A 26001-nucleotide genomic window follows, 5' to 3' on the forward strand; every position below is an offset into this window, starting at 1 on the left:
GGCAAGCTGGCACCCACAGGATCTGCGCGATCCCTGTGGGAGCCGGCTTGCCGGCGATTGCTTTTTCAGGGGATCACGGCTGATCCGGCACCACCGCGATCACGTCGATTTCCATCAGCCACTCAGCCTGGGCCAACCCCGCCACCACCAACCCGGTGGAAATCGGGAACACCCCCTTGAGCCACTTGCCCACTTCCTTGTACACCGGCTCGCGGAAGCGCGGGTCGGTGATGTAGGTGGTGGTCTTGACGATATGCGACAGGTCCGAGCCCGCTTCTTCGAGCAGCTGCTTGACGTTCTTCATCGCCTGCTCGGCCTGGGCCCGTGGGTCGCCCAGGCCCACCAGCCGGCCTTCGAAGTCGGTGCCGACCTGACCGCGCACGTAGATGGTGTTGCCGGCCCGCACAGCCTGGCACAGGTCGTTGTCCAGGGTCTGGTTGGGGTAGGTGGCCTTGGTGTTGAACATGCGGATGCGAGTGTGGGTAGGCATCAGAGGGCTCCGAAGGTGCTGACGTTGCTGATCGAGGGTTGCTGCTCATCCGCCGCGCGCTGCTCGCGGTCGCGGTAGGCCAGGTAGGTGCGCTGGGTGGCGATGTGGCCGGCGACGTGCTTGGCGTCGTGCCACACGCCCCAGATGAATGACGAGCCGCGGCGCGACAGCCAGGGCAGGCCGAGGAAGTACACGCCCGGCTCCTTCGACACGCCGCGTTGGTGTTGCGGCTTGCCGTTGGCGTCGAAGGCGTCCACCTGCAACCAGCTGAAATCCACGCCATAGCCGGTGGCCCAGATGATGCTCCTGACGTTGGCCTCGGCGAGGTTGAGTTCCAGCAGCGGCTGGCTGACGCAGGCCGGGTCGGGCAGGCGCTTGCGGGCCTCGGGCTCCTCCGGCAGGTCCAGACCGTTGCGTTCGATATAGGCGTCGGCGGCGTCCAGCAGGGCCAGGTAGTTCTCGTCGCCGCGGTTGATGTTCTCGGCCAGGTTGTCCTGGAAACGGGCCACGCCGCCCTCGAACGACTGGGTCAGGCCGACCAGGGTCATGCCCTGGTGGGCGAGGGCGCGAAAGTCCACGGTGTGGCCGCCGCGGGCGCCGGACACGGCGATGGTCACGTGCTCGCGGCCGGGCTTGGCGATCTCCGCGTCCCACTCGCCGAGCACGCCCAGCCACCAGCAGAAATCGCGGTTGCGGTAGCTGCGCGGCGGACGGTCATGGGCGCCGACCGACAGGTACACCTGGCGCCCGGCACGCATCAGTTCCTCGGCGATCTGCACCCCGGAAGAGCCGGCGCCGACCACCAGCACCGCGCCCTCAGGCAGTTGCTGCGGGTTGAAGTAGGCGGCGGAGTGGATCTGGTGCAGGCCTTCGTCCTTTGGCGCGATGGCCGGGATCACCGGGCGCTGGAACGGGCCGGTGGCGGCCACCACGCGGTTGGCGCGGATAACGCCCTGGTTGGTGTCGATGGTGAAGCCCGGGCGGTCGGCGTTGCGCACCACCTTCCTCACCTCGACCCCGGTGCGTACCGGCAGGTTGTACTTGCGCACGTACTGCTCGAAGTAGTCGGCGACCTGGTCCTTGCCGGCGAAGGCGTCGGCGTCGAGGTCGAATTCCAGGCCCGGGAAGCGGTCGTGCCAGACCGGCCCGTTGGCCACCAGCGAATCCCAGCGTCCGGTGCGCCAGGCCTCGGCGATGCGCTTGCGCTCCAGCACCAGGTGTGGCACGCCGAGCTTGCTCAGGTGTTCGCTCATGGCCACGCCGGCCTGGCCGGCGCCGACCACGAGGGTGTCGATTTCGATGTTGTTCAGTGTCATGTCCCAGCCCTTCTTCAGCGGCGTTCTTGTTCAGGTCGGTGGGGACCGCCTTTGCCTGGGGCCAGACTAGGGATGGGCGGGAAATCGCGAAAATAGTATTTAGTTGGGGCTTGCCGATAAATTGGCGAAGGCTCTGCTGGCAATGGGCTGCAGCGGTTTCTAGGGATTGCGCAGGACCCTGTGGAGCGGCCTTAGTTTTTTCCTGCCCAGTGCCGAGGAAAATGTTGGTTTCGCAGCTCCCGGGGCCCACCGAGAATGCCGGTAACCCCAACACAGGAGCTGCACCATGACCTTCTCCATCATCGGCCGCTGCCAGGAAACCGGCCAGGTCGGCATCGCCATCAGTTCATCGAGCATCGCCGTCGGCGCCCGCTGCCCATGGGTGCGGGCCGGGGTCGGTGCCGTGGCCACCCAGAACATCACCCTGCCGGCCCTGGGCCCGCAGATCCTCGACGCCCTCGAGCAGGGCCGGCTGCCGCCCGCCGCGGCACTGGACCGGGTGCTGAGCGCCAATGGCTGGAGCGAGTATCGCCAGGTCACGGTGATCGACAGCCAGGGCCAGGTAGCGTTGTTCACCGGCAAGGAGGCCCTGGGCGTGCACAACGCCGTGGCCGGCGAACAATGCGCCGCGGCCGGCAACCTGCTGTCGTCGCGGGCGGTGATCGAGGCCATGGTGGCTGCGTTCGAACAGGCCGGCGGCCACCTGGCCGACCGCCTGCTGGCGGCGATGCACGCGGCCATGGCCGCCGGTGGCGAGGCGGGGCCGGTACACTCGGCGGCGTTGAAGATCGCCGGCGAGCTGACCTGGCCGCTGGTGGACCTGCGCGTGGACTGGACCGAGCACGATCCCATCGCCGAGCTGGACAACCTCTGGCAGGCCTACCGCCCGCAGATGCAGGACTATGTGACCCGCGCCCTGAACCCGACCGCCGCGCCGAGCTACGGAGTGCCGGGCGATGAATGAGGTTTCCAGCCGTGCGCTGTTGGAGCGGTTGGTCGGGTTCGCCACCGTCAGCCGCGATTCCAACCTTGAGCTGATCGCCTTCATCCGCGACTACTTGGCTGGGCTTGGTGTCGCCAGCGAGCTGTTCCACAACGAAGAGGGCACCAAGGCCAATCTGTTCGCCACCATCGGCCCCGACGACCGTGGCGGCGTGGTGCTCTCCGGGCATACCGATGTGGTGCCGGTGGAGGGCCAGGCCTGGAGCGTCGAACCGTTCCGGCTGACTGAGCGCGAAGGGCGCCTGTACGGTCGCGGCACGGCCGACATGAAGGGCTTCATCGCCTCGGTGCTGGCGACGGTGCCGGCGTTACTCGCTCAGCCGCTGAAGCTGCCGGTGCACCTGGCGTTTTCCTATGACGAAGAAGTCGGCTGCCTGGGCGTGCGCTCGATGCTCGCCGCCCTGGCGCAGCGCCCGCACAAGCCGCGGCTGTGCCTGATCGGTGAGCCCACCGAACTCAAGCCGGTGCTAGGCCACAAGGGCAAGCTGGCCATGCGTTGCCAGGTACATGGCGCCGCTTGCCACTCGGCCTATGCCCCCTACGGCGTCAACGCCATCGAGTACGCGGCGCGGCTGATCGGCAAGCTGGGCGAGATCGGTGACGACCTGGCGCGTCCCGAGTACCACGACGAGCGCTTCGACCCGCCGTTCTCCACAGTACAGACCGGTGTGATCAAGGGCGGTCGTGCCCTGAACATTGTCCCCGCCGAATGCGAGTTCGATTTCGAGGTGCGTGCCTTGCCCGGCTTCGAGGCGCAGGTCGTGACTGATCGGCTGCAGGACTACGCCGAGACACAGTTGCTGCCGCGCATGCGCGCGGTGAGTGGGGCGAGCGATATCCGCCTGCGACCGTTGAGTGCCTACCCTGGCCTGGCCACGCCTGCCGACAGCGAGGCAGCGCGCCTGGTGGCCTTGATCAGTGGTTCGAGCGACTTTGGCACGGTGGCCTTCGGCACCGAGGGCGGCTTGTTCGACCAGGCCGGCATCCCCACCGTGGTGTGCGGGCCGGGGAGCATGGAGCAGGGGCACAAGCCCGACGAGTTTGTCAGTCTCGAGCAGCTACAGGGATGCGATGCCATGTTGCGTCGGCTGGTGGAGCATCTGCGACAGGATTGACAGCGCATGCCCATCCGCTCCCACCCAAGGGGCAGGCGCGGGCGTCGTTGGCGGCTTATGCCGGCACCATCGCAAAGCCTACGCCGAAACGGTTCCAGGCATTGATGGTGGCGATGGCCAGGGTCAGGTTGGCGACCTCCTTGGCGCTGAAGTGCTCCAGCAGCGCCTGGTACTCGTCCTGCGGCGCGCCACGCTCGGCCAGGCGGGTCAGGCTCTCGACCCAGGCCAGGGCGGCCCGCTCGCGCTCGCTGAAGTAGCGTGTCTCGCGCCAGACGCTCAGGGTCTGCAGGCGCGCCTCGGTTTCGCCGGCCTTGCGCGCATCGTTGGCGTGCATGTTGACGCAATAGGCGCAGCCATTGATCTGCGAGGCGCGCAGGCGGATCAGCTCGAGCAGCGAGTGCTCCAGGCCCGAGGCGACCAGCGCCTGTTCGAGGCCGATCATGGCCTTGTAGGCTTCCGGCGAGTGTTTGGCCCATTCGATACGGTCGTGCATGGTGAGACTCCAGGTCGGCAAGAGGTAAGTGGCACTACCTTAGCGCCAGGCCGCGCCGCACCGAATAGCCAATCCCGCGCTTTGCCAGGAGGCCAATCGGTCATTCGGATGAGCACTGACAGGCATCCAATCTCTTCATTTCTGCCAGGGCGGTCGAGTCGGGATAATGGGCGGGTCAACACCTGAGAACCGCTTCATGTCCGCAGATCGATTCATGCGCGAGGCCCTTGAGCTTGCCCGCGCCAATATCCAGGCCGGTGGCCGCCCCTTCGGCGCCGTGCTGGTCCATCAGGGGCAGGTGATCGCCCGTGCCGTCAACGAGATCCACAGTACCCAGGACCCGACCAGCCACGCCGAGATGCAGGCCATCCGCCAGGCCGCCCAGGTGCTCGGCCGGGCGCGCCTGGACGGCGCCGAGATCTACGCCAGCGGCCATCCGTGCCCGATGTGCCTGGCCGCCATGCACCTGTGCGGCATCGAGCGCGCCTGGTTCGCCTATGACAACGACGAGGGCGAGCCCTATGGGTTGTCCACCGCCGCGGTGTATGCGCAGATGGCCCGCCCGCCTCGGCAGCAGAGCCTGCCCCTGCGCCCGCTGAAACCGGCGGGTGAAAGCGGCCTGTACCGTGAATGGCAGCAGGTCGGCGAAGCATGAGAGGCACGTTGAACCTGTTGCTGGTAGTGCTGCTGGCGTTGAACCTACGGCCGATCCTCACCAGCATCGGCCCGCTGCTCGAACCGATGCGCCATAGCACTGGCCTCGGCTACCAGCAGGCGGCGCTGCTGACCGCGTTGCCGGTGCTGTGCATGGGCCTGGTGCCGCTCCTGCAACCCTGGCTGCGGCGCTGGTTGAGCGAGCATGGCGGCATGCTGGCGGGGCTGGCGGCCATCGCCCTGGCATGTCTGTGGCGCCTGCAACTGGACAGCGCCTGGGCGCTGATCGCAAGCGCGGTGGTCGCCGGGCTGGGCGTCGCCGTGGTGCAGGGCATGATGCCAGGCTTGGTCAACCGCTGGTTCCCCGGCCGCCTGGCAGCGACCATGGGGCTGTATTCGGCGGCGTTGATGAGTGGCGGTGGCCTGGCGGCGGTGTTGGGCCCATCGATCACCGCGCACTTTGGCCATTGGCAGTTCGGCCTTGGCCTGTGGGCGCTGCCGGCGCTGCTGGCTATCGTGGCGTGGGTCGCCCTGCGCCCGCGCCAGGACACGCCGTCCCTGGCCGGTGGCGGCGGCGGGCACTGGTTCGGCAACCGTCGGGCCTGGCTGCTGGCGCTCTACTTCGGGCTGATCAACGGCGGCTACACGAGCATGGTCGCCTGGTTGCCGGCCTATCACCTGGAGCACGGCGGCACGGCCCAGAGTGGCGGCGAGCTAGTCGGGTTGATGACCATCTTCCAGGTCTGCGGCGCCCTGGGCCTGCCGTTGCTGCTGCGGCGCCTGGCCGATCGCCGGCCGGGGCTGTGGCTGGCCTTGCTCATCCAGCTGGCGGGCTTTCTTGGCTTGCTGCTGGCGCCGACCAGCGCCATGGGCCTGTGGGTGGCGCTGATCGGCCTGGGTCTGGGCGCGTGCTTCAGCCTGAGCCTGACGCTGACCCTGGAGCACCTGCGCACGCCCGGTGAAGCCGGCAGCTTGGCGGCTTTTGTCCAGGGCGTGGGTTTCATCATCACCGGTATCGTGCCGTACATCACCGGCTGGCTGCGTGATGTCAGCGGCGACTTCCAGGCGTCCTGGACCCTGCTGACCTGCACGGTGCTGGCGATGCTGCTGGTGACCGTGCGTTTCGCCCCCAACGGTTATGCCCGGGCCATCGCCGGTGAGCGGCGAGCGCCTGCGGCGGCGCTCAACTGAGGCGTTGCAGGGTATCGCCGACCCGGTCCAGTGCCGGGTCGATGTCCAGCAGTTCGATGGCACCGAAGCCGAACAACAGGCCTGGCCTGACCGGCGCTTCGCTGAAGAATGGCGCCAGGGAGTAAAGACCGACCTCCACCTTGCGCGCCAGGTTGATCAGCAGCTCGACGTCCACCCCGGGCTTGGCCAGCGCGCTCAGGTGAAAGCCGGCGCTGGCCGGCACCGCGTCGAACCACGGCGCCAGGTCGCCACCCAGGCGTGCCAGGATCCGTTCGCGGCGGGCGCTGTACACCTCGTGGCAACGGCGGATGTGCTTGTTCAGGTGACCTTCGCTGATGAACCGCGCCAGCGCCCACTGCTGCAGGCTAGGGCTGTGCCAGTCGCTCAGGTGCTTGGCCACGCAGGCGGCCTGCAGCACGGTCGGCGGCAGCACCGCGTAACCCAGGCGCAGTTCCGGCAGCAGGGTCTTGGAGAAGGTCCCGACATAGGCCACCAGGCCATGTCGATCCAGGCGCTGCAGGGCTTCGGCGGCCGGCCCCTGGTAGCGGAACTCGCAGTCGTAGTCGTCCTCGATGATCAGCGCGCCAAGCTCCGCGGCCCGCGCCAGCAGCGCCTGGCGCCGTGGCTCGGCCATGGGCATGCCCAGCGGAAACTGGTGCGAGGGTGTCACGTAGATCAGCCGGGTGCCGTCCTCGATCTGCTCGACGCACAGCCCCTGGTCGTCCACCGGCACCGACTGCAGGCGCGCGCCGAGGGCCAGGAATAGTTGGCGTGCCGGTGGGTAGCCCGGGTCCTCCATGGCCACCTTGCAGCCGGGTTCGACCAGTACCCGGACGATCAGGTCCAAGGCCTGCTGGGCGCCATTGCACACCAGCACATCGCTGGCCGCGCACTGGATGCCGCGGGTGAAGGCGATCTGGTGGGCGATGGCCTCGCGCAGCTCCGGCAGGCCCTGGGCGGAAAACTGCCGGTCGGGGTGGCGCTGGCTGCGGCGCAGGGCGTAGTTCATGCAACTGCGCCAGTGGTCGTAGGGGAACTGCGCCTTGCTCGAGGCGCCGCCGATGAAGTCATAGCGCGACGGTGCGTCCAGCGCCCGCCGGCCCAGCACCGTGGCGCGCTGGCGCCAGCGTTCGAGGGTGTCGGCGGCGGCCAGCGGGATGTTGTCGCAGTCGCTCTGGCGCGGCGTGTGGCGCGGGGTGATGAACGTGCCGCGACCGACCACGCCGCTGAGCAGGTTGTCATAGGTCAGGCGCGAATAGGCTTCGGCCACGGTCTTGCGCGAAACCCCCAGTTGTTCGGCCAAGAGACGCGTGGGTGGCAGCTGGGTGCCGGCGGCCAGGTGGCCGCTGTCAATACCGGCGCGCAGTTGCTGGTAGAGCTGTTCGGCCAGGCCTTTGCGGCCTTCGAGGCGGATGTGCAGTTCCATCGGGGGAGGGTGTCCGAAGCGCAGGGGGATAAAAGCTTCGGGGTTTATTGCGTTGGCTGCAAGGGGACCGCTCTGCGGCCCATCGCCGGCAAGTCGGCTCCCACAAGGACCGTGTTCACCCTGTGGGATCTGGCTTGTCGGCGACGAGGAGTCAAAGTCGGGCGGTACTGATGGTGATGTAGCCTTTTTCCGGCAGTGCGATGCGGATCACCGTCTCGTCTTCGCAGGCCTTGCGTTTCTGCTGGATGCACACGCCGTCCACCGCGGCTTCGCGCATGCGGGCTGGGATGGCGCGGCCCTTGGCATCGAAGAAGGCTTCGCTGGCGAGCAGCTCGACCCGCTCGATCAACTGGCGGGTGTGCTCGTCGGTGGCACAGAAGAACCGCACCCCGGACAGGTGCGGATTGTCATCGGGGTTGCTGACCTTGTGGGCCAGCAGTTGGCGCAGGGTATGGCGCAGTTCACGGGTAGGGTGATCAGCGTTTGCGGGCATGGCATGGCCTCGTCTGGATGGGGTTGGCCGCGCCGGGGCGGCGGTCACGTCTCCAGGTCGGATGATGTTTTGCCGAAGGTGTGGCAACAATCTAGAAGCTTCCGTGTTTTCGGTAGGAGGGTTCCGAAATTACAGGTGCCAGGTTGAACATCGCCTTGATCCGCGTCAGGGGCGGGGCACAATTTCCGTCGCCTCGACAGCGCCGGGCTCAAGCGCCGCCTCGACGATTTCGATCCAGTGCCGCACCGGCGTGCGCCCGGCACCGCCGAGGTGCAGCTGGCAGCCGATGTTGGCGGTGGCAATGAGCTGCGGGTTGCCGCTTTCCAGGGCGTTGAGGCGGTTGTCGCGTAGCTGGCGCGCCAACGTCGGCTGGGTCAGCGAATAGGTGCCGGCCGAGCCGCAGCACAGGTGGCCATCGGGCACCTGGGTGAGGTGGAAGCCCAGGCGCTGCAGCAGGCCTTCCACCGCTCCGCCGAGCTTGAGGGCATGCTGTAGGGTGCAGGGGCAGTGGAACGCCAGGCGCTGCTCGGTGCAGACACCCAGTCGCTCCAGTGGCTCGGCCTGCAGCACCTGCACCAGGTCGCGGGACAGGGCACTGACCGTGGCGGCCTTGGCGGCGTAACGCGGGTCTTGTTCCAGCAGGTGGCCATAGTCGCGGACGAACGCACCGCAGCCGCTGGCGGTCTGCACGATGGCCTCTGCGCCGGCCTCGATGGCCGGCCACCAGGCGTCGATGTTGCGCCGGGCACGGTCGAGGCCACGCGCCTGGGCATCCAGATGATAGTCCACGGCGCCGCAGCAGCCGGCCTCATGGACCGGTTTGACGCTGATGCCGAGCCGGTCAAGCAGGCGCGTGGCGGCGGCGTTGGTGTTGGGTGAAAGGGCCTGCTGCACGCAGCCTTCGAGCAGCAGCACATGTCGGGCGTGGCGCGGTGTCAGGCGTTGGCGTGGGGCTACAACATGCGCCGGCAGCTTGTCCTTGAGGCTGGCCGGGAGCAGGGGGCGCAGGGCCTGGCCGGCGCGCACCAGGGCCTCGAATGCGCCAGGCCGTGGCACCACGGCGCGCAGGCCGGCGCGCAGCAGGCGTTGCCCCGGTGGTCGGGGGACTTGCCGGTCGACCACGGCGCGGCCGATGTCGAGCAGGTTGTGGTACTCCACCCCCGACGGGCAGGTGGTCTCGCAGTTGCGACAGCTCAGGCAACGGTCCAGGTGCGCCTGGGTGCTGGTGCTCACCGGCTCGCCTTCGAGCACCTGCTTGATCAGGTAGATGCGCCCGCGAGGCCCGTCCAGTTCATCGCCGAGCAACTGGTAGGTGGGGCAGGTGGCGGTGCAGAACCCGCAGTGCACGCAGGCGCGCAGGATACGTTCGGCCTCGTCGGCGCGGGGCAGTTGGCGGGCGGAGTCGCTCAGGTGTGTGTGCATGCCGTGGTCTCACAGGTCGGCGTACAGGCGGCCAGGGTTGAACACGCCCTGGGGATCGAGTTGGCGTTTGAGCGCCTGGTGATAGCGCAGCGTCAAAGGATCAAGCGGGGCGCTGCTGTCATCACCGGGCCGGTAGGCGGTGGCATGACCGCCGGCCTCGGCCGCCAACGCCCGGATGACGGACGCCGGGGCATCAGACTTCAGCCAGCGCTGGGCGCCGCCCCAGTCGAGCAACTGACGCCCCGGAAGGTCGAGGGCGCCGCAGGCAAGGGGCAGGGAAAGCCGCCACAGCGTCGCGGGTGCGGCGAAGAAGGCCAGGCGCTGCTCGCGCAGGTCGTGCCAGAAGTTCGTGTCGAGCGCTTCGCCACCCAGGCGTTCGCGGGCCGAGCGCACCGAGCCTTCGCCGCCTTCCAGGCGCAGGTGCAGCGTCTCGCCGTCATGGCAGGCAGCGCTGATCGGCAGCGCTTGCCGGCCCCATTCGACGAGTTCGGCCAGGGCCTGACCTACGTTCATCTCCAGGCGCAGGCCCAGGCACTGGCGTGGTCGCGGCAGCACCTTCAACGACACCTCGGTGAGCAGCCCCAGGCAGCCGAAGCTGCCCGCCATCAGCCGCGATACGTCGTAGCCGGCGACATTCTTCATCACCTCGCCGCCAAAGCGCAGGTGCTTGCCGTGGCCGGTGATCAGCCGGGTACCGAGGACGTAGTCACGCACCGACCCGGCCCAAGGCCGCCTTGGCCCCGACAGCCCGGCCGCGACCATGCCGCCCAGCGTTGCCTCGGGGCCCAGGTGTGGTGGTTCGCAGGCCAGCATCTGCCCGGCCTCGTGCAGTGTCGCCTCGACCTCCCGCAGCGGCGTGCCGGCGCGGGCGGTGAGTACCAGTTCGGTGGGGTCGTAGCCGACGATGCCCCGGTGGCCGCGGATGTCGATGACCTGCCCGGTTACCGGGCGACCGAGCATGGCCTTGCTGTTGCCGCCCTGGATGCGCAGCGGAGTGCGCATCTCCAGCGCCTGGTTGACCTGCTCCCGCAGGTCCTGGCTCAAGTCCCTGTCCATCAGAAACGCTCCAGGTCGGGGAAGGGCAGTTGCCCGTTGTGCACATGCAGCGCGCCGAACTCGGCGCAGCGCTGCAGGGTGGGGATGTTCTTGCCCGGGTTGAGCAGGCCCCGTGGGTCGAAGGCGGCCTTGACCGCGTGGAACAAGGTGATCTCGTCGCTGTTGAACTGCGCGCACATCTGGTTGATCTTCTCCCGGCCCACGCCGTGTTCGCCGGTGATGCTGCCGCCGACGGCCACGCACAGTTCGAGGATCTTGCCGCCGATGGCCTCGGCGCGCTCCAGTTCGCCGGGCAGGTTGGCATCGAACAGGATCAGCGGGTGCAGGTTGCCGTCGCCGGCATGGAACACGTTGGCCACCCGCAGGCCGTACTGCCGGGAAAGCTCGCTGATGCCCTTGAGCACCCGTGGCAACTCCCGGCGCGGGATGGTGCCATCCATGCAGTAGTAGTCCGGGGAAATGCGCCCCACCGCCGGGAAGGCATTCTTGCGCCCGGCCCAGAAGCGCGCGCGCTCGGCTTCGTCACAGGCCAGGCGCACCTCGCGGGCGCCGGCCCTGCGCAGCACGGCATCGACCCGTGCGCAGTCGTCCTGCACGTCGGCCTCGACACCGTCGAGCTCGCACAGCAGGATCGCCGCCGCGTCCAGCGGGTAGCCGGCATGGATGAAATCCTCGGCGGCGCGAATCGCCAGGTTGTCCATCATCTCGAGTCCAGCCGGGATGATCCCGGCGCCGATGATTTCGGCCACCGCGCCCCCGGCATCCTCGACGCTGTCGAAACTGGCCAGCAGTACCCGTGCCACCTGCGGTCTGGGCAGCAGCTTGACGGTGACTTCGGTGACGATACCGAGCATGCCTTCGGAACCGGTGAACAACGCCAGCAGGTCGAATCCGGGGCTGTCCAGGGCATCGCTGCCCAGCACCAGGCGTTCGCCTTCGACGGTGAGGATTTCCACCTTGAGCAGGTTATGCACGGTCAGGCCGTATTTCAGGCAATGCACGCCACCGGCATTCTCGGCGACATTGCCGCCGATCGAGCAGGCGATCTGCGAGGACGGATCGGGCGCGTAGTACAGCCCATGGGGCGCCGCCGCCTGGGAGATCGCCAGGTTGCGCACACCAGGCTGGACCCGGGCGAAGCGGCCCTGGGGGTTGACCTCGAGAATGCGCTTGAAGCGCGCCATTACCAGCAGGATGCCCTGGCTCAACGGCAGGGCGCCGCCGGACAGGCCGGTGCCGGCGCCGCGGGCCACCACCGGCACGCCGCGCTGGTGGCAGAGCCGCAGCAGCGCCTGCACCTGCTCGATACGCTCGGGCAGCGCCACCAGCAGCGGTAGCGTGCGGTACGCCGAGAGGCCGTCGCACTCGTAGGGCCTGAGGTCTTCGCCGCGGTGCAGGATCTCCAGGTCGGGCAGGGCCTCGCGCAGGGCGGCCAGCAGTGCCGGCTTGTCCACGGCTGGCAACGGTCCGTCGACACGTTCGTCGTAAAGGATATTCATGAAGACTTACTGCGCCAGGTGCCGGATCATCGCCACCGTCAGGTACAAGCGTGGCGCCACGCTGGCGATCTCCATGTATTCGTCGTCGCCATGCAAGCCGGCGCCGACCACGCCGAGGGTCTCCAGCACCGCCGGCTTGTCGTTGTCGGGCACGTAGGCGTAGCCGGCGTCGGTGCCGAAGCGCATGGCGATCGGCTGCAACTGCCGGTCGATCTTGCTGTAGAGCTGCCGCGCCGTTTGCGCAAGTTCCGTGGAGGCGTCGTTCCTGGCCAGCGGCGGACGGCCTTTTTCCATGACCAGCTCGACCTGGGTATCGGCCACCAGCTGTTTCTTGATGATCCGCAGGGCATCCTCCTGCACCCGCTCGGTCTCGCTCAGGTCGGAGTAGCGCATGTCGGCCTCGGCGCTGGCCTGGGCGGGAATGATGTTGGCTTTTTCCCCGGCCTTGGCCAGGGTCCAGTTGACGGTGGTGCCCTTGCTCTTGTCGCCGAGGTTGTTCAATTGCAGCAACTGGTGCGCCAGCTCCAGCAGCGCGTTGCGCCCGGCCTCCGGGGCGGAGCCTGCGTGGGAGGCGCGGCCCTTGACCTCGAGCTTGAGGCGATTGATGCCGTTGGTGGCGACGGTGACCGCGTCCTTGTCGGGCGGCTCGTAGGAGAAGACGAAGTCATGCTTGCGCGCCAGTTCGGCAATCAGCTGCCGCGAGCCGGTCGAGCCCATTTCCTCGTCCGGGTTGAACAGCACGGTGAGGGTGCGGTATCCCTTGTACTGCTGGTCCTGCAGCAGTTTCAGCGCATGCAGGATCATCGCCACGCCGCCCTTGGCATCGGCCACGCCGGGGCCGTAAGCGCGGTCGCCGTCGATCCGAAACGGGCGCTTGGCCACGGTTCCGGGGCCGAACACCGTGTCGTAGTGGACCATCAGCAGGAAGTCCTTGTCGCCACTGCCCTTGAGCGTTCCGACGATGTTGTCGCCCACCGAAGGCGTGGCCGGCTGCGTCGTGACCTTGGCGCCGAGAGCCTCCAGTCGTTTCACCAGTTCGTTGCCAACCTGCTTCAGGCCGGGCTCGGTACCGGTGCCGGTGTCCACGGCCACCAGGGTCTTGAGGGTTTCCAGGTAGTGAGGCTGTTCGGCCTGGGCCTGGCTGAACAGGGCCTGGGGCGTCGGGTCGGCGGCCTGGGCGGTGGCGCAGGCCAGGGCAAGGGCCAAAGAGCAGAGTCGCAAGGGCATGGGCAGGGATCTCGTTGTCGTGAACCCTTTAGCGTAGACCCTGTCACGCAATCATCGCCAAGGCCAGACCGTGCCCCGTTGCTCAGAACCAGCGGTCGTTACGTTTGCGGCCACGGGTCAGCGCCGGCAGGATCAGCCCCGCCAGCAGCCCGGCGCCGGCGATGCTGCCGCCATACACCATGTAGCGCATCATCACCTGCTTGTTCTCGTCACCCAGGCGTGCTTGGGTGTCGCGCAGGGTCGACTGGCTCTGCTCGAGCTGTTCGTTGAGTGCCTTGTTGCGGCTTTCCAGCTCGTCGATCAGCGCCTTGCGCGAGTCGAGGGTCTCCTGCATGCCCTGCACGCGGTTCTTCCAGCTGTCGTCGATGGTCTTGAGCTGGCCGGACAGTTCGGCCACCTGGGCGTCGAGCTGCGGCAGGCGCTCGCTTTGGCCGGGCACCGCCTGCAAGTCGCTGGTGAGGATCCACACCAGGTCGCCGCTCTGCCCGCGTACCTGGCTGTAGTTGCCCTGGCTGGTGACCAGGGTGACCTTCTGCCCCGACTTGAGCGTGCCGACGATGCGGTGGCCGTCGGTGGGGCCGCTGCGGACATAGGTGCTCAGGCTGTCGCTGACCCAGCGCGCATCGCTGGCCGGCTCTTCGGCGTGGGCTGGGGCGGCAAGGGCGATCAGGGCGGCGATCAGGCCGCCGCGCAGGACGGTGAGGGCAGGAGGAACGGGCTGGATGTCTGGCATGCTGGTCTTCGCTGAAACAGGACGAATGAAGGCCCGATGACTGGGCCGGCGATCCGGTCGGGTGGATTGACCGTCAGCGAAAGACCGTTTTTTTGTAGGCAGGTTCACTGCCTGGCTTGGGAAATGTCTGCAGGATGTTGCGGTAAGTGGTGTGTAGCTTGCCCCTGTGAGCGCCGGCCTGCCAGCAAAGGGGCCGCAAGGCGGCCCCCCGAGGTCTCAGGCCACCACCTCATAACACGGCACATATGCCGCCCCGCCGGGCAGCTTCATGCGGTGCTGGTCGACGAACGCCTGCAGCAGGCGCCCGAGCGGGTCGAGGATCGCCGCGTCGCCACGGATCTGGTACGGCCCGTGCTCCTCGATCAGGCGAATGCCCTTGTCCTTGACGTTGCCGGCGACGATCCCGGAGAACGCCCGGCGCAGGTTGGCCGCCAGTTCGTGGGGCGGCAGGTTGCGGCGCAGGGCCAGGTTGGCCATGTTCTCGTGGGTCGGGTCGAACGGGTGCTGGAAGCCTTCGTCGATTTTCAGCAGCCAGTTGAAGTGGAAGGCGTCGTTACGCTCGCGGCGGAACTGCTTGACCGCCTTGAGCCCCTCGACCATCTGCCGGGCGACTTCGGCCGGATCGTCGATGATGATCTGGTAATGACGCTGGGCGGCCTCGCCGAGGGTGGCCCCGACGAAGGCGTGCAGTTGCAGCAGGAAGGCTTCTGCGCTGCGCGGCCCGGTGAGCACGACCGGGAACGGCAGGTCCTGGTTTTCCGGGTGCATGAGGATGCCGAGCAGGTACAGGAACTCCTCGGCGGTGCCGGCGCCGCCGGGGAAGATGATGATGCCGTGGCCAACGCGGACGAAGGCTTCCAGGCGCTTCTCGATATCCGGCAGGATCACCAGTTCGTTGACGATCGGGTTGGGCGCCTCGGCGGCGATGATGCCCGGCTCGGTCAGGCCCAGGTAGCGGCTGCCGTGCATGCGCTGCTTGGCGTGGGCGATGGTGGCGCCCTTCATCGGGCCTTTCATCACGCCCGGGCCGCAGCCGGTGCAGACATCCAGCTTGCGCAGGCCCAGCTCGTGGCCGACCTTCTTGGTGTACTGGTATTCCTCGCTGCTGATCGAGTGACCGCCCCAGCACACCACCATCTTCGGCTCGACGCCCGGGCGCAGGGTGCGGGCGTTGCGCAGCAGGTGGAAGACGTAGTCGGTGAGGCCCTGGGAGCTCTCGAGGTCGATGCGCTGGCTGGCCAGCTCGCTCTCGGTGTAGACGATGTCGCGCAGGGCGCTGAACAGCATCTCGCGGGTGCTGGCGATCATTTCGCCGTCGACGAAGGCGTCGGCCGGGGCGTTGAGCAGTTCCAGGCGCACGCCGCGGTCCTGCTGGTGGATGCGTACCTCGAAATCTTTGTAGGCCTCGAGGATGGTCTTGGCGTTGTCGACATGGGCGCCGGTGTTGAGGATGGCCAGGGCGCACTGGCGGAACAGGGTGTAGAGGCTGCCGGTACCGACTTCGCTCAGTTGCTGGACTTCACGTTGCGACAGCGTCTCCAGGCTGCCCTTGGGGCTGACGGAGGCGTTGATGACATTGCGTTGGGGCATCTGGTCTTTCCTGTGCGGGTAAAACATCCTTCTTGGACAACACCATACAAGCAAATGTGCGTGGCAACGAGGGCCTTGGTGAAAAACCTTGGACGCAGTGCCTACCCTGTGGGAGCCGACTTGCCGGCCAAAGGGCTGCGTAGCAGCCCCGGGGTTATTGGACGTTGAACACATGCCGCAGGTACGCCACGAAATTCTCGTCCCGGCACTGGGTCTTGCCCGGACTGTCGGAGATCTTCGCCACCGGCGCGCCGTTGCAGGCGGTCATCTTGATCACCATGTTCATCGGCCTGACCCCGGGGATGTCGCAGGTCAGGTTGGTACCGATACCGAAGCTGACGTTGATCCGCCCGTGCAGGGCGCGATAGAGCATCAGCATCTTCTCGAAGTCCAGGCCGTCGGAGAAGATCAGCGTCTTGCCACGTGGATCGATGCCCAGTCGCTGGTAGTGGGCGATGGCTTTCTCGGCCCAGGCCAGCGGCTCGCCCGAGTCATGCCGTAGGCCGTCGAAGAGCTTGGCGAAGTACAGGTCGAAGTCCTTCATGAATGCATCCATGCCGATGCAGTCGGTCAGGGCGATGCCCAGCTGGCCACGGTACTCACGTACCCAGCATTCCAGCGCGGCGGCCTGGCTGTCGACCAGGCGCGGGCCGAGCTGCTGGTGGGCCATGAACCATTCGTGGGCCATGGTGCCGATGGGCTTGATCTGGTATTCGCGGGCCAGGTGCACGTTGCTGGTGCCGACGAAACGCCCAGGGAAGTCGCGTTTGAGGATATGCACCACCTCTTCCTGTACCCGATAGGAGAATCGCCGGCGGGTACCGAAGTCGGCCAGTTGCAGACCGGCCAGTTCGTCGTCGCTGGCTTCTGCCTTGAGCCAGTCGAGCTTCTGGTACAGGCGCTCGCCGACCTGTTCGATCAGCACCTCGCGATAGCGGTAGCGGTTGCGTACCTCACTGATGATCGCCAGCAGCGGGATCTCGAACAGGATCACGTGCAACCACGGGCCGCGCACGCGGATCGCCAGTTGCCCGGCATTGTCCAGGCCGACCTGCACATAGCGCAGGTTGAAGCGGAACAGGCTGAGGAAGCGGATGAAGTCCGGCTTGATGAACGGGATCTTTTCCAGGTAGGCCAATTGGTCGTGGGTGACCGAGACATCGGCCAACTGCTCGACCTGGTAGCGGATCTCGGCGAGGTAGGGCGCCAAATCCTCGTCATTGCGGCAGCGGAACTCCCATTCCACTTCGGCGTTGGGGTAGTTGTGCAGCACCGCCTGCATCATGGTGATCTTGTAGAAGTCGGTGTCCAGCAGGTTCTGGATGATCCGTGGGCCGAAGACGCTGTCGCTCATGGGTGGTCCTCCTTGAGTAAGTCGAGCCGGGTATCGAGGGCCTGTTCGTCGGCACACAGATGGATGCCGGTGCTGGCCATTTCATCGCAGGCCGCCTGTGCGCCCTCGGTGCTCAGGGCGCGGCAGGCCGGCAGGTACAGCAGCACCTCGAAGCCGGCGCGGCGCAGCTGCAGGGCGGTGGTGCGCACGCAGTAGTCCAATGCCAGGCCACCGACGATGATCGCCTGCACCTGTTGCACCTTGAGGAACTCGATGACGCCGGTAGAGCGGCGCTCGGCCAGGTCGTGGTAGCACGCCCCATAGGGGTGCAGGTCAGGCTCGACGCCTTTCCAGACAAAGTAGTCGTAGTCGATGGGAGCGGGCAGGCCGGGCAGCAGCTCGAAGCCCGGCGTACCGGGGACGCAGTGGCTGACCCAGGTCAGGTCGGCATTGGCCAGGGGCAATGCTTGCAGCATCTGGCCCGGCTCGGCGACCACCCAGGCGGCGTTGGCCGGGTGCGCGTCCTTGCTGCCCAGGCGCAGCGAGGCGCGTTGGGCCATGGCGTTGAGCGCAGGGGCGATCAGGTGGCCGCCGGGCACCGGCAGCTCCTGGGGGGCGTTGGCGGTGAAGCCGTTCTGCGCGTCGACATCGAAACTGGCGATTTTCATTGGAGGAAACTCCTCGGCTGGAATGGCTATATATTCCACCTGGTGAATTAAGTGTGTCAAGGTCATTTTATCCAGGGGTTCAGGGTTGCTCTATTTAATCGCTCTGATGGAATATAGGCGTATGTTGATTAAGGATCCGTTCCGTGAGCACAGCTGAAGTACTGGCCAGTGTCGATATCGTCACCCTGCGCCTGTCACCCCACAGCCAGCGCCTGGAGGTGTTGCTGTCCCCGCGCGAACGCGAGCCCTACAAGGGGCAGTGGGCCTTGCCGGGTGTCATCGTCAATGGCAGTTCCGCGGACAACAACCTGGATGCCGCCGCCTGCCGGGCGCTCTCGGAAAAGGCCAAGGTGCGCCCGCGCCACCTGGAGCAGGTCGGCACCGAGGGCAATGCTTCCCGCGACCCTCGGGGCTGGACCTTGAGCACTTACTACCTGGCGTTGCTCGATCCTGCGGTTGTGGTCGAGGACCCGCAGATTGCCTTTTTCGATCTGCAACGCGTCCTGGACAACGAACCGCCGTTGCCGTTCGATCATCGCCTGCTGGTCGAGCGTGCCCATGAACGGCTGGTGGCCAAGGCCGTGTACACCAACCTGCCGTTGTACCTGGCACCCGAGCGGTTCACCGTGCTGGATGCGCTGGCCGCCGCGCAGGCGTGCCTGGGGCAGCCGGTCAACAACACCTCGATGCGCAAACGTCTGGAGCGCATGAAGCGCGAAGGCTGGGTGCAGGACACCGGAGAAAAGAACCAGCCCAGGCTGGGGCGTCCACAGCAACTGTACCGGCATACCCCGCAGGGGAGCGGGGCGTTCATGTTCGACCGGAGTCTGCTGGCGGGAGGATAGTCAGGACCGATCGCGGCCTCTTCCTGCAGTTGTCGAGTAGCGACTATCCTTGCCCCCATGACCAACCTGCCTCCTTTACGCCATCCTTGTCCACCGGGCGCCTGCGACTGCGGCCGCGAACGCCTGGCCGACGGCCCCGAGCGACGCATCCTGCTGCTCACCCGCGAGGAGGAGAAGCGCCTGGTCGAACGCCTGGAAAACCTCAAGGATCTGGAGGACCTGCAGCGCCTGCAGTCACGCCTCTACGAACAGCTGGGCATCCGCGTGCATATCGCCCCAGGCTTCAACGAAGTGCGCACCATGCGCGGCATCGTCATCGAGCTTGCGGCGCAGCCGGGCCTGTGCCGCAAGACCCGCCAGTCGATCCCCGCCGCTATCCGCCGGGGACTGGAGCGCAATCCGCAGGTGGCCTTCCGCCTGCTCGACGCCCATGACCTGCTGCGTGATGCCTGAACATCAACGCATTGCCGCCAGCTTGATGCCGAAGCCTACCAGGCAGGCGCCGGCCAGGCGTTCGAGCAGGTTAGTGATGCGCGGGCTGGCGCGCATGCGCTCGGCCAAGCGGTGGGTGAGCAGCACCGCCACCAGGCCGTAGAGCAGGGTCAGGCCAGCCACGGTCAGCGCCATGAAAGCGAAGGTCACCACGCCCTGGTGGCGCACCGGGTCGATGAACAGCGGGAAGAACGCCATGTAGAACATGATCGCCTTGGGGTTGAGCAGGGTGATCATCATGGTCTGGCGCAGGTAGCGGCCGCTGGCCATGCCGCTGTCGCGCGGCGCGCCGCCGGGCTTGCTCAGCACCATGCGCAGGCCGAGCCAGGCCAGGTAGGCGGCGCCGGCCCACTGCACCACATGGAAGGCGGCCGGATAGGCGGCCAGCAGGGTGGCGACGCCCGCCACCGCCAGCCACATCAGCACCTGGTCGCCGAGGATCACTCCGAAAGTAGCGGCCAGGCCGCCCTTGATGCCGCCCTTGCCGGTGGCGGTGATCAGGGCGAAGTTGCCGGGCCCGGGGATCGCCAGGAGGATAAGGAACGCGATCACGAAAGCGCCGTAGTCGGTCACGCCGAGCATGGGTAGTCTCCTGGGGAGGGCGGGCTGATCAGGATATATGCCATTATTCGCAACACTTGCAAAGCCACGACGGCACAGGGAGGTGGAGATGGCGTTCAATGCGCATGAGCGGGCAGTGTTGCTGGCGGTCAAGGGCGTGGGGCCGACCGTGGTGCAGCGGCTCGAGCAGTTGGGTTATGACTCGCTGGCGCGACTGGCCGGGGCCGACGCCCTGCAGATCGTCAGCGAGGCGGCCGGTCTGGTGGGCAGCAGTTGCTGGAAGAACAGCCCCCAGGCGCGAGGGGCAATACAGGCGGCGATTGCCCGGGCCAGGGAGCATGTCCTGCAGGGCACCTGTCCCGCCAATGGCACATAAAAAAGCCCCGAAGACCAAGGCCTTCGGGGCAAACGGTTGGGGGAGGAACCAACCAAAGGAGTCTTCACATCAGGGGGCGGTCAGCGCGAGCTGGCCACCACGTCGGGTTGCCAGCCGCCGCCCAGCGCCTTGTAGATCGCGACGATGCCGCTGTACAGCTCGACCTCGCCCTGGGCCTGGGCGTCTTCGGCGCTCAGGCGCTCGCGTTCGGCGTCGAGCAGCACCAGGTAGTCCACCGTGCCTTCGCGATAGCGCACCGAAGCCAGTTCCGCCGCCTTGCGGCTGGCGTCGCTCTGGCGCATCAGCGCCAGCAGGCGCTGTTGGCGCTTGCCATAGTCGCTGAAGGCGTTGGAGGATTCCTCCAGGGCCAGCAGCACCTGCTGTTCGTAGTTGGCCAGGGCGCCCTCGGCATCGGCCTTGGCCCCGCGCAGGCGGGCGCGCACGCTGCCCAGGTCGAAGGCCGCCCAGGTGATGCTCGGGCCCAGCGCCCAGGCGTTGGCCGCTGAGGAGCCGATCTGCGAGCCGCGCGCGGCGGTGAAACCGAGGAAGCCGCTGAGGCTGACCCGCGGGAACAGGTCGGCGGTGGCCACGCCGACGTTGGCCGTGGCCGCGGCCAGCTGGCGTTCGGCGCTGCGGATGTCCGGGCGGCGACGCAGCAGCTCGCCGGGGTCGCCCACCGGCAAGGCCTTGGCGATGGCCGGCAGGGCCTTGGGCGCAAGATCGACGCCCAGGGCGTCCGGACGCTGGCCGAGCAGGGTGGCGATGCGGTTCTTCGCCCGCACCTGTGCGGCCTGCAGCTGCGGCACGGTGGCTTCGACACCCGCCAGGCGGGCGTCGGCGCGGACCACATCGAGTTCATTGCCGACCCCGGTGTCGCGCAGGGTCACGGTGATGTCCCGCGACTGCTGCTGGGTCTTGAGGTTGGCCACGGCGATCTGCTCGCGCAGCTGGGCGCCGCGCAACTGGCCGTAAGCGTCGACCAGCTCGGCGATCAGGCTGACCTGCAGTTGTTGCAGGTCGGCTTCGGCGGCGGCTTCCTGGGCTTCGCTGGCCTCGATCTGGCGCTGGATGCGGCCAAACAGGTCGAGCTCCCAGGCCATGTCCAGGCCCAGGTCATAACGCTCGCTGTTGACCCGGCGTTCAGTTTGGCCGGGCACCTGGCCCTTGCCCAGATCGCTGCTGGCGCGGCTGGTGACCACGGGGATCTGGTCATTGGACACGTCCTCGCGAATCGACCGCGCCGCTTTCAGGCGGGCAAAGGCCACGCGCAGGTCGCGGTTGCCGTCCAGCGACGCCTGCACCAGTTGGTTGAGCACCGGGTCGTCGAACTGCTTCCACCACACGCTTTCGAAGCGGCTGCGGTCGAAGGCCTTGGCCTCCAGACCGCTGTCCAGCTTGGCCGGCGCGGTGTCCGGCGTCTTGTAGTCCGGGCCCACGGCGCAGGCCGCCAGGGCCAGTGCCAGCAGGCTCGGGGTCAGGTGTTTGAGCAACTTCATGCGTGGGTCTCCAGCGCGACGGCGTGCTCGGCCTTGCGGGCCTGGCGACGCTCGACGAAACGGCGGATCAGGAAGAAGAACACTGGGGTCAGGAACAGGCCGAACACGGTCACCCCGATCATCCCCGAGAACACCGCCACACCCATGGCGTGACGCATTTCCGAGCCGGCGCCGGAGCTGAACACCAGCGGCACCACGCCCATGATGAAGGCGATAGAAGTCATCAGGATCGGCCGCAGGCGCAGACGGCAGGCTTCCAGTACCGCGGCCAGCGGGTCGAGGCCCTTGGCCTGTTCATCCTTGGCGAACTCGACAATCAGGATCGCGTTCTTGCACGCCAGGCCCACCAGCACGATCAAGCCGATCTGGGTGAAGATGTTGTTGTCGCCACCGGAGATGATCACCCCGGTAATGGCCGACAGCAGGGTCATCGGCACGATCAGGATCACCGCCAGCGGCAGGCTCCAGCTTTCGTACTGGGCGGCCAGCACCAGGAAGGCCAGCAGCACGCAGAGCGGGAACACGAACAGCGCGGTGTTGCCAGAGAGGATCTGCTGGTAGGTCAGGTCGGTCCATTCGAAGGTCATGCCGTTGGGCAGTTCTTCATTGAGCAGCTTCTCGATTGCCGCCTCGGCCTGGCCGGAGCTGTAGCCGGGGGCCGCGGCACCGTTGATCTCGGCGGTGATGAAGCCGTTGTAGTGCATGACCCGGTCAGGCCCGGAGGTGTCGCTGACCTTGAGGAAGGTCGCCAGCGGGATCATCTCGCCCAGGTTGTTGCGCACCTTCAGCTGGCCGATCTGCTCGGCGTCGAGGCGGAACTGCTGCTCGGCCTGGACGTTGACCTGGTAGGTGCGGCCAAAGCGGTTGAAGTCGTTGGTGTACAGCGAGCCCAGGTAGACCTGCAGGGTGTCGAAGATGTCATTGATCGCCACGCCGTGGGTCTTGGCCTTTTCCCGGTCGATGGCGGCATCGACCTGCGGCACGTTGACCTGGTAGCTGGTGAACAGGCCCGCCAGTTCCGGCACGTTGTGGCTCTTGGCGATGATGTTCTGGGTCTCTTTGTACAGCGCTTCATAGCCCAGGTTGCCGCGGTCCTCGATCTGCAGGCGGAAGCCGCCGATGGTGCCCAGGCCTTGAACCGGCGGAGGCGGGAAGATTGCGATGTAGGCGTCCTGGATATCGGCGAACTGGGCGTTCAGGGCTGCGGCGATGGCCGCCGCCGACTGACTCGGGTCCTTGCGCTCGTCAAACGGCTTGAGCGGGGTGAACACGATGCCGCTGTTCGGGCTGTTGGTGAAGCCGTTGATCGACAGGCCAGGGAAGGCCACCGAATCGGCCACGCCCGGTTGCTTGAGGGCGATCTCGCTCATCTTCTTGATCACAGCCTCGGTACGGTCGAGGCTGGCGGCGTCAGGCAACTGGGCGAAGGCCACCAGGTACTGCTTGTCCTGGGCCGGGACGAAGCCGGTCGGGGTGGACGAGAAGCCCAGGTAGGTCAGGCCCATGAGCCCTGCATAGACGAACAGTGCGATGCCGCTGGAGCGGATGACCCGGCGCACGCCGCCGACATAGCCATGGCTGGCGCGGTCGAAGAAGCGGTTGAACGGAGCGAACAGCCAGCTGCCCAGCAGCTTTTCCAGGAACCGCGAGAAACGGTCCTTGGGCGCATGGTGGTCCTTCAGCAGCACGGCGGCCAGGGCCGGCGACAGGGTCAGCGAGTTGAACGCCGAGATCACGGTGGAGATGGCGATGGTCAGCGCGAACTGCTTGTAGAACTGCCCGGTAAGCCCCGAGATGAACGCGGCGGGTACGAACACGGCGCACAGCACCAGGGCGGTGGCGATGATCGGGCCGGTCACTTCGCTCATGGCCTTCTGCGTGGCTTCCAGCGGTTTCAGGCCAAGCCCGATGTTTCGCTCGACGTTCTCCACCACGACGATGGCGTCGTCCACCACGATACCGATGGCCAGCACCAGGCCGAACAGCGATAGCGCGTTGAGCGAGAAGCCGAACAGGTGCATCACCGCGAAGGTGCCGATCAGCGAAACCGGCACGGCCATCAGCGGGATGATCGAGGCGCGCCAGGTCTGCAGGAACAGGATCACCACCAGCACGACCAGGATCAGCGCTTCGAACAGGGTGTGTACCACCGCTTCGATGGAGCCACGGACGAACACGGTCGGGTCATAGACGATGCTGTAGTCCATGCCTTCCGGGAACTCTTTCTTCAGCTCGGCCATTTTCGCCCGCACTTCGTCGGAGATCTCGATGGCGTTGGAGCCCGGGCGCTGGAAGATCGGGATGGCCACCGCCGGCTGGTTGTTCAGCAGCGAGCGCAGGGCGTACTGGCTGGAGCCGAGCTCGACCCGAGCGATGTCCTTCAGGCGGGTGATCTCGCCGTTGGCGCCGGCACGGATGATGATGTTCTCGAACTCTTCCTCGTTGACCAGGCGGCCCTGGGTGTTAATCGACAGCTGGAAGCTGGTCGAACCCGGGGCGGGCGGGGCGCCCAGCTGGCCGGCGGCGACCTGGCGGTTCTGCTCGCGAATGGCGGCCACCACGTCGCTGGCGGTCAGGTTGCGCGAAGCGGTCTTGTTCGGGTCGAGCCACACCCGCAGCGAGTAGTCGCCCATGCCGAACAGCTGCACGTCACCCACGCCACCCAGGCGCGCCAGCTCATCCTTGATGTTGAGGATGGCGTAGTTGGACAGGTAGAGCATGTCGTAGCGGTTGTCCGGCGAGGTCAGGTGCACGACCATGGTCAGGTCGGGCGAGGCCTTGTCGACGGTAATGCCGATACGGGTGACTTCCTCCGGCAGCTTGGGCTGGGTGCGGGTCACGCGGTTCTGCACCTGCACCTGGGCGTTGTCCAGGTCGGTGCCGAGGGCGAAGGTGATGGTCAGGGTCAGCTTGCCGTCGGCGGTGGACTGCGAGGACATGTACAGCATGTTCTCGACACCGGTGATGGCTTGTTCCAAGGGCGCTGCGACGGTTTCGCCGATCACCTTGGGGTTGGCGCCGGGGAAGTTGGCGCGCACCACCACGGTGGGCGGCACCACTTCGGGGTATTCGCTGATCGGCAGCTGGAACAGCGAGATGGAACCTGCGATCAGCAGCACCAGCGACAGCACCGCGGCGAAGATCGGCCGGGTAATGAAGAATTTCGAAAAGTTCATCGGTGTTGTCCCTTAACCGCGCGGCGCTTGGGCGCTGGCGACTTTGACATTGGCGCCGGCAACCTTCGGCGCCGGGTTGCTGGCCTCCAGGGCCTGGCGTTGCTGGGCGAGGGCGGCAAGGGTCTGTTCGCTGGCCATCGGCGTTTCCTCCGGGGTGACCGGCGAGCCCGGGCGCACGCGCTGCAGGCCCTTGACCACGATGCGGTCGTCCTTGCCCAGGCCGCTGCGCACAATGCGCAGGCCTTCGAGCTTGGGCCCCAGTTCCACGGCGCGATAGGCGGCCTTGTTGTCCTTGTCCATGACCAGCACGAACTTCTTGCCAAGATCGGTGCCGACCGCTTCGTCGTTGATCAGCACGGCGTCGTACTGGGCGCTGCCGACCAGCTTCAGGCGCGCGTACAGGCCGGGGGTGAACTGGCCGTCACGGTTGTCGAAAACGGCACGGCCACGAATGGTGCCGGTGCGCGGGTTGACCTGGTTGTCGACGAAGTTCATCTGGCCCAGGTGCGGATTGCCGGTCTCGTTGGTCAGGCCCAGGTACACCGGGGTGCTCTGGCCGCGCTGGCCGTCGCGGGCGAGCTGGCTGTACTTGAGGTACACGCGCTCGTCAGCGTCGAAATAGGCGTAGACCTTGTCGGTGGAGACCACGCTGGTCAGCGGGGTGACATCGGCAGTGACGATGTTGCCGGCGGTGAACTGGGCACGGCTGACCCGGCCACTGATCGGCGCGGTGACACGGGTGAAGCTCAGGTTCAGGCGGGCCAGGTCGAGCTGGGCCTGGATCGCGTCGACTCCGGCACGGGCCTCGGTGGCGGCGCTGCTGCGCGACTCGGCCAGTTCGGCAGAGATGGCGTTGCTGTCGCGCAGGCGTTCGCCGCGGCGGGCTTCGTTGGCGCTGCGGATGGCGGTGGCCTTGGCTTGTTGCAGCTGGGCTTCGAGACGGCGGACTTCTGCCTGGAACGGGCGCGGGTCGATCTGGAACAGCAGGTCGCCTTTCTTCACCTGGGCGCCTTCGGTGAAGGCCACCTGGTCGATCTGGCCGGACACCCGTGGGCGCACTTCGACGGTTTCCGGCGCTTCCAGGCGGCCGGTGAACTCGTCCCATTCGTTGATCGGCTGTTCGATTACCTTGGCTACGCTGACCTTGGGCGCGGCGGGAGCCTGCACGGCGTCGGGGGTGCGACCGCAAGCGCTGAGCACCACCACTGCCAGGGCAGCGAGGGGAAAGCGCAAGGGTTTGAGTGAGTGATCCATGGAGAACTCCGCCAATGTATTAGTAGTGGGCGGAGTGTGAGTGTCTTGCGCGTGGCGCACGAATCAAACGGAGCGAAGGTCATTATCACGCGC

Annotated in this window: 24 protein-coding genes; 7 read left to right on the top strand and 17 right to left on the bottom strand. The window is 66.8% G+C overall.

What is annotated here, in order from left to right; genetic code table 11:
- Nucleotides 1-73: 73 nt before the first annotated feature.
- Entirely contained in the window at nt 74-490 is a 417-nt protein-coding gene (locus AC25MA_RS06750) for a RidA family protein (RefSeq protein WP_028689357.1), read from the bottom strand.
- Nucleotides 490-1806, bottom strand: coding sequence for a flavin-containing monooxygenase (locus tag AC25MA_RS06755; protein WP_069017755.1), 1317 nt, complete (start codon nt 1804-1806; stop codon nt 490-492). The genes AC25MA_RS06750 and AC25MA_RS06755 overlap by 1 nt, the downstream gene beginning before the upstream one ends.
- Nucleotides 1807-2092: 286 nt before the next feature.
- On the opposite strand from AC25MA_RS06755, the gene AC25MA_RS06760 reads away from it, so the two are divergent.
- Together AC25MA_RS06760 and argE are read left to right on the top strand one after the other, a co-directional pair.
- Nucleotides 2093-2770 (top strand): DUF1028 domain-containing protein, encoded by a 678-nt coding sequence (locus AC25MA_RS06760; protein WP_486971900.1) that lies wholly within the window; start codon nt 2093-2095, stop codon nt 2768-2770.
- The gene (gene argE / locus AC25MA_RS06765; RefSeq protein ID WP_486971901.1) at nt 2763-3923 is read left to right on the top strand and encodes an acetylornithine deacetylase; all 1161 of its coding nucleotides are present in this window, start codon (nt 2763-2765) and stop codon (nt 3921-3923) included. Before AC25MA_RS06760 ends, argE begins: the two co-directional genes overlap by 8 nt.
- Before the next feature lie 55 nt (nt 3924-3978).
- Here the strand turns inward: argE and AC25MA_RS06770 are convergent, their stop codons facing one another.
- The gene (locus AC25MA_RS06770; RefSeq protein ID WP_062364339.1) at nt 3979-4416 is read right to left on the bottom strand and encodes a carboxymuconolactone decarboxylase family protein; all 438 of its coding nucleotides are present in this window, start codon (nt 4414-4416) and stop codon (nt 3979-3981) included.
- Nucleotides 4417-4612: 196 nt separating this feature from the next.
- On the opposite strand from AC25MA_RS06770, the gene AC25MA_RS06775 reads away from it, so the two are divergent.
- Together AC25MA_RS06775 and AC25MA_RS06780 are read left to right on the top strand one after the other, a co-directional pair.
- Nucleotides 4613-5071 carry a nucleoside deaminase gene (locus AC25MA_RS06775; RefSeq protein ID WP_028689362.1) on the top strand — a complete coding sequence of 153 codons (459 nt, stop codon included), beginning with the start codon at nt 4613-4615 and terminating at the stop codon, nt 5069-5071.
- Nucleotides 5068-6261 (top strand): cyanate transporter, encoded by a 1194-nt coding sequence (locus tag AC25MA_RS06780; protein ID WP_028689363.1) that lies wholly within the window; start codon nt 5068-5070, stop codon nt 6259-6261. Before AC25MA_RS06775 ends, AC25MA_RS06780 begins: the two co-directional genes overlap by 4 nt.
- On the opposite strand, the gene pdxR is transcribed toward AC25MA_RS06780, so the two are convergent.
- From pdxR to AC25MA_RS06830, 10 genes are all read right to left on the bottom strand, one after another.
- On the bottom strand, nt 6254-7687 hold the full coding sequence (gene pdxR, locus AC25MA_RS06785; protein WP_028689364.1) for a MocR-like pyridoxine biosynthesis transcription factor PdxR: 1434 nt from the start codon (nt 7685-7687) through the stop codon (nt 6254-6256). The genes AC25MA_RS06780 and pdxR overlap by 8 nt on opposite strands.
- Before the next feature lie 151 nt (nt 7688-7838).
- Nucleotides 7839-8180 (bottom strand): hypothetical protein, encoded by a 342-nt coding sequence (locus AC25MA_RS06790; RefSeq protein WP_279152971.1) that lies wholly within the window; start codon nt 8178-8180, stop codon nt 7839-7841.
- 165 nt (nt 8181-8345) lie between these two features.
- A complete protein-coding gene (gene glcF / locus AC25MA_RS06795) occupies nt 8346-9602 on the bottom strand; it encodes a glycolate oxidase subunit GlcF (protein WP_307945434.1) in 1257 nt (418 codons plus the stop codon).
- 9 nt (nt 9603-9611) lie between these two features.
- Nucleotides 9612-10658, bottom strand: coding sequence for a glycolate oxidase subunit GlcE (gene glcE, locus AC25MA_RS06800; protein WP_247284425.1), 1047 nt, complete (start codon nt 10656-10658; stop codon nt 9612-9614).
- On the bottom strand, nt 10658-12157 hold the full coding sequence (gene glcD, locus AC25MA_RS06805; RefSeq protein ID WP_232853316.1) for a glycolate oxidase subunit GlcD: 1500 nt from the start codon (nt 12155-12157) through the stop codon (nt 10658-10660). The genes glcE and glcD overlap by 1 nt, the downstream gene beginning before the upstream one ends.
- Nucleotides 12158-12163: 6 nt before the next feature.
- Nucleotides 12164-13384, bottom strand: coding sequence for a M20/M25/M40 family metallo-hydrolase (locus AC25MA_RS06810; protein WP_028689368.1), 1221 nt, complete (start codon nt 13382-13384; stop codon nt 12164-12166).
- A gap of 82 nt (nt 13385-13466) precedes the next feature.
- Complete coding sequence (locus AC25MA_RS06815) at nt 13467-14117, bottom strand: TIGR04211 family SH3 domain-containing protein (RefSeq protein ID WP_028689369.1); 651 nt, start codon at nt 14115-14117, stop codon at nt 13467-13469.
- Between the two features lie 216 nt (nt 14118-14333).
- On the bottom strand, nt 14334-15707 hold the full coding sequence (ppnN, locus tag AC25MA_RS06820) for a nucleotide 5'-monophosphate nucleosidase PpnN (protein WP_028689370.1): 1374 nt from the start codon (nt 15705-15707) through the stop codon (nt 14334-14336).
- Nucleotides 15708-15861: 154 nt separating this feature from the next.
- On the bottom strand, nt 15862-17061 hold the full coding sequence (gene pncB / locus AC25MA_RS06825) for a nicotinate phosphoribosyltransferase (protein WP_028689371.1): 1200 nt from the start codon (nt 17059-17061) through the stop codon (nt 15862-15864).
- Nucleotides 17058-17708, bottom strand: coding sequence for a nicotinamidase (locus tag AC25MA_RS06830; protein ID WP_028689372.1), 651 nt, complete (start codon nt 17706-17708; stop codon nt 17058-17060). Before AC25MA_RS06830 ends, pncB begins: the two co-directional genes overlap by 4 nt.
- Nucleotides 17709-17851: 143 nt before the next feature.
- Between AC25MA_RS06830 and AC25MA_RS06835 the strand changes: the two genes are divergently transcribed.
- Entirely contained in the window at nt 17852-18553 is a 702-nt protein-coding gene (locus AC25MA_RS06835) for an NUDIX hydrolase (protein WP_028689373.1), read from the top strand.
- Nucleotides 18554-18610: 57 nt separating this feature from the next.
- Nucleotides 18611-19006 carry a hypothetical protein gene (locus AC25MA_RS06840; protein WP_028689374.1) on the top strand — a complete coding sequence of 132 codons (396 nt, stop codon included), beginning with the start codon at nt 18611-18613 and terminating at the stop codon, nt 19004-19006.
- Nucleotides 19007-19009: 3 nt separating this feature from the next.
- Here AC25MA_RS06840 and AC25MA_RS06845 read toward each other — a convergent pair whose 3' ends face one another.
- A complete protein-coding gene (locus AC25MA_RS06845) occupies nt 19010-19627 on the bottom strand; it encodes a LysE family transporter (protein WP_028689375.1) in 618 nt (205 codons plus the stop codon).
- A gap of 88 nt (nt 19628-19715) precedes the next feature.
- Here AC25MA_RS06845 and AC25MA_RS06850 point away from each other — a divergent pair, with 88 nt between their 5' ends.
- A complete protein-coding gene (locus AC25MA_RS06850) occupies nt 19716-19982 on the top strand; it encodes a Pathogenicity locus (protein ID WP_088852099.1) in 267 nt (88 codons plus the stop codon).
- 80 nt (nt 19983-20062) lie between these two features.
- Here AC25MA_RS06850 and AC25MA_RS06855 read toward each other — a convergent pair whose 3' ends face one another.
- From AC25MA_RS06855 to mexE, 3 genes are read right to left on the bottom strand one after another with little or no spacing between them, the layout of a single operon-like run.
- Nucleotides 20063-21478: an efflux transporter outer membrane subunit gene (locus AC25MA_RS06855; protein ID WP_279152976.1), complete on the bottom strand. Its 1416-nt coding sequence runs from the start codon at nt 21476-21478 to the stop codon at nt 20063-20065.
- The gene (locus AC25MA_RS06860) at nt 21475-24654 is read right to left on the bottom strand and encodes an efflux RND transporter permease subunit (protein WP_279152977.1); all 3180 of its coding nucleotides are present in this window, start codon (nt 24652-24654) and stop codon (nt 21475-21477) included. Before AC25MA_RS06860 ends, AC25MA_RS06855 begins: the two co-directional genes overlap by 4 nt.
- A gap of 12 nt (nt 24655-24666) precedes the next feature.
- A complete protein-coding gene (gene mexE / locus AC25MA_RS06865; protein WP_069017747.1) occupies nt 24667-25908 on the bottom strand; it encodes a multidrug efflux RND transporter periplasmic adaptor subunit MexE in 1242 nt (413 codons plus the stop codon).
- Between the last annotated feature and the right edge of the window lie 93 nt (nt 25909-26001).

It is taken from the genome of Pseudomonas sp. P65(2024) (genome assembly GCF_057480955.1).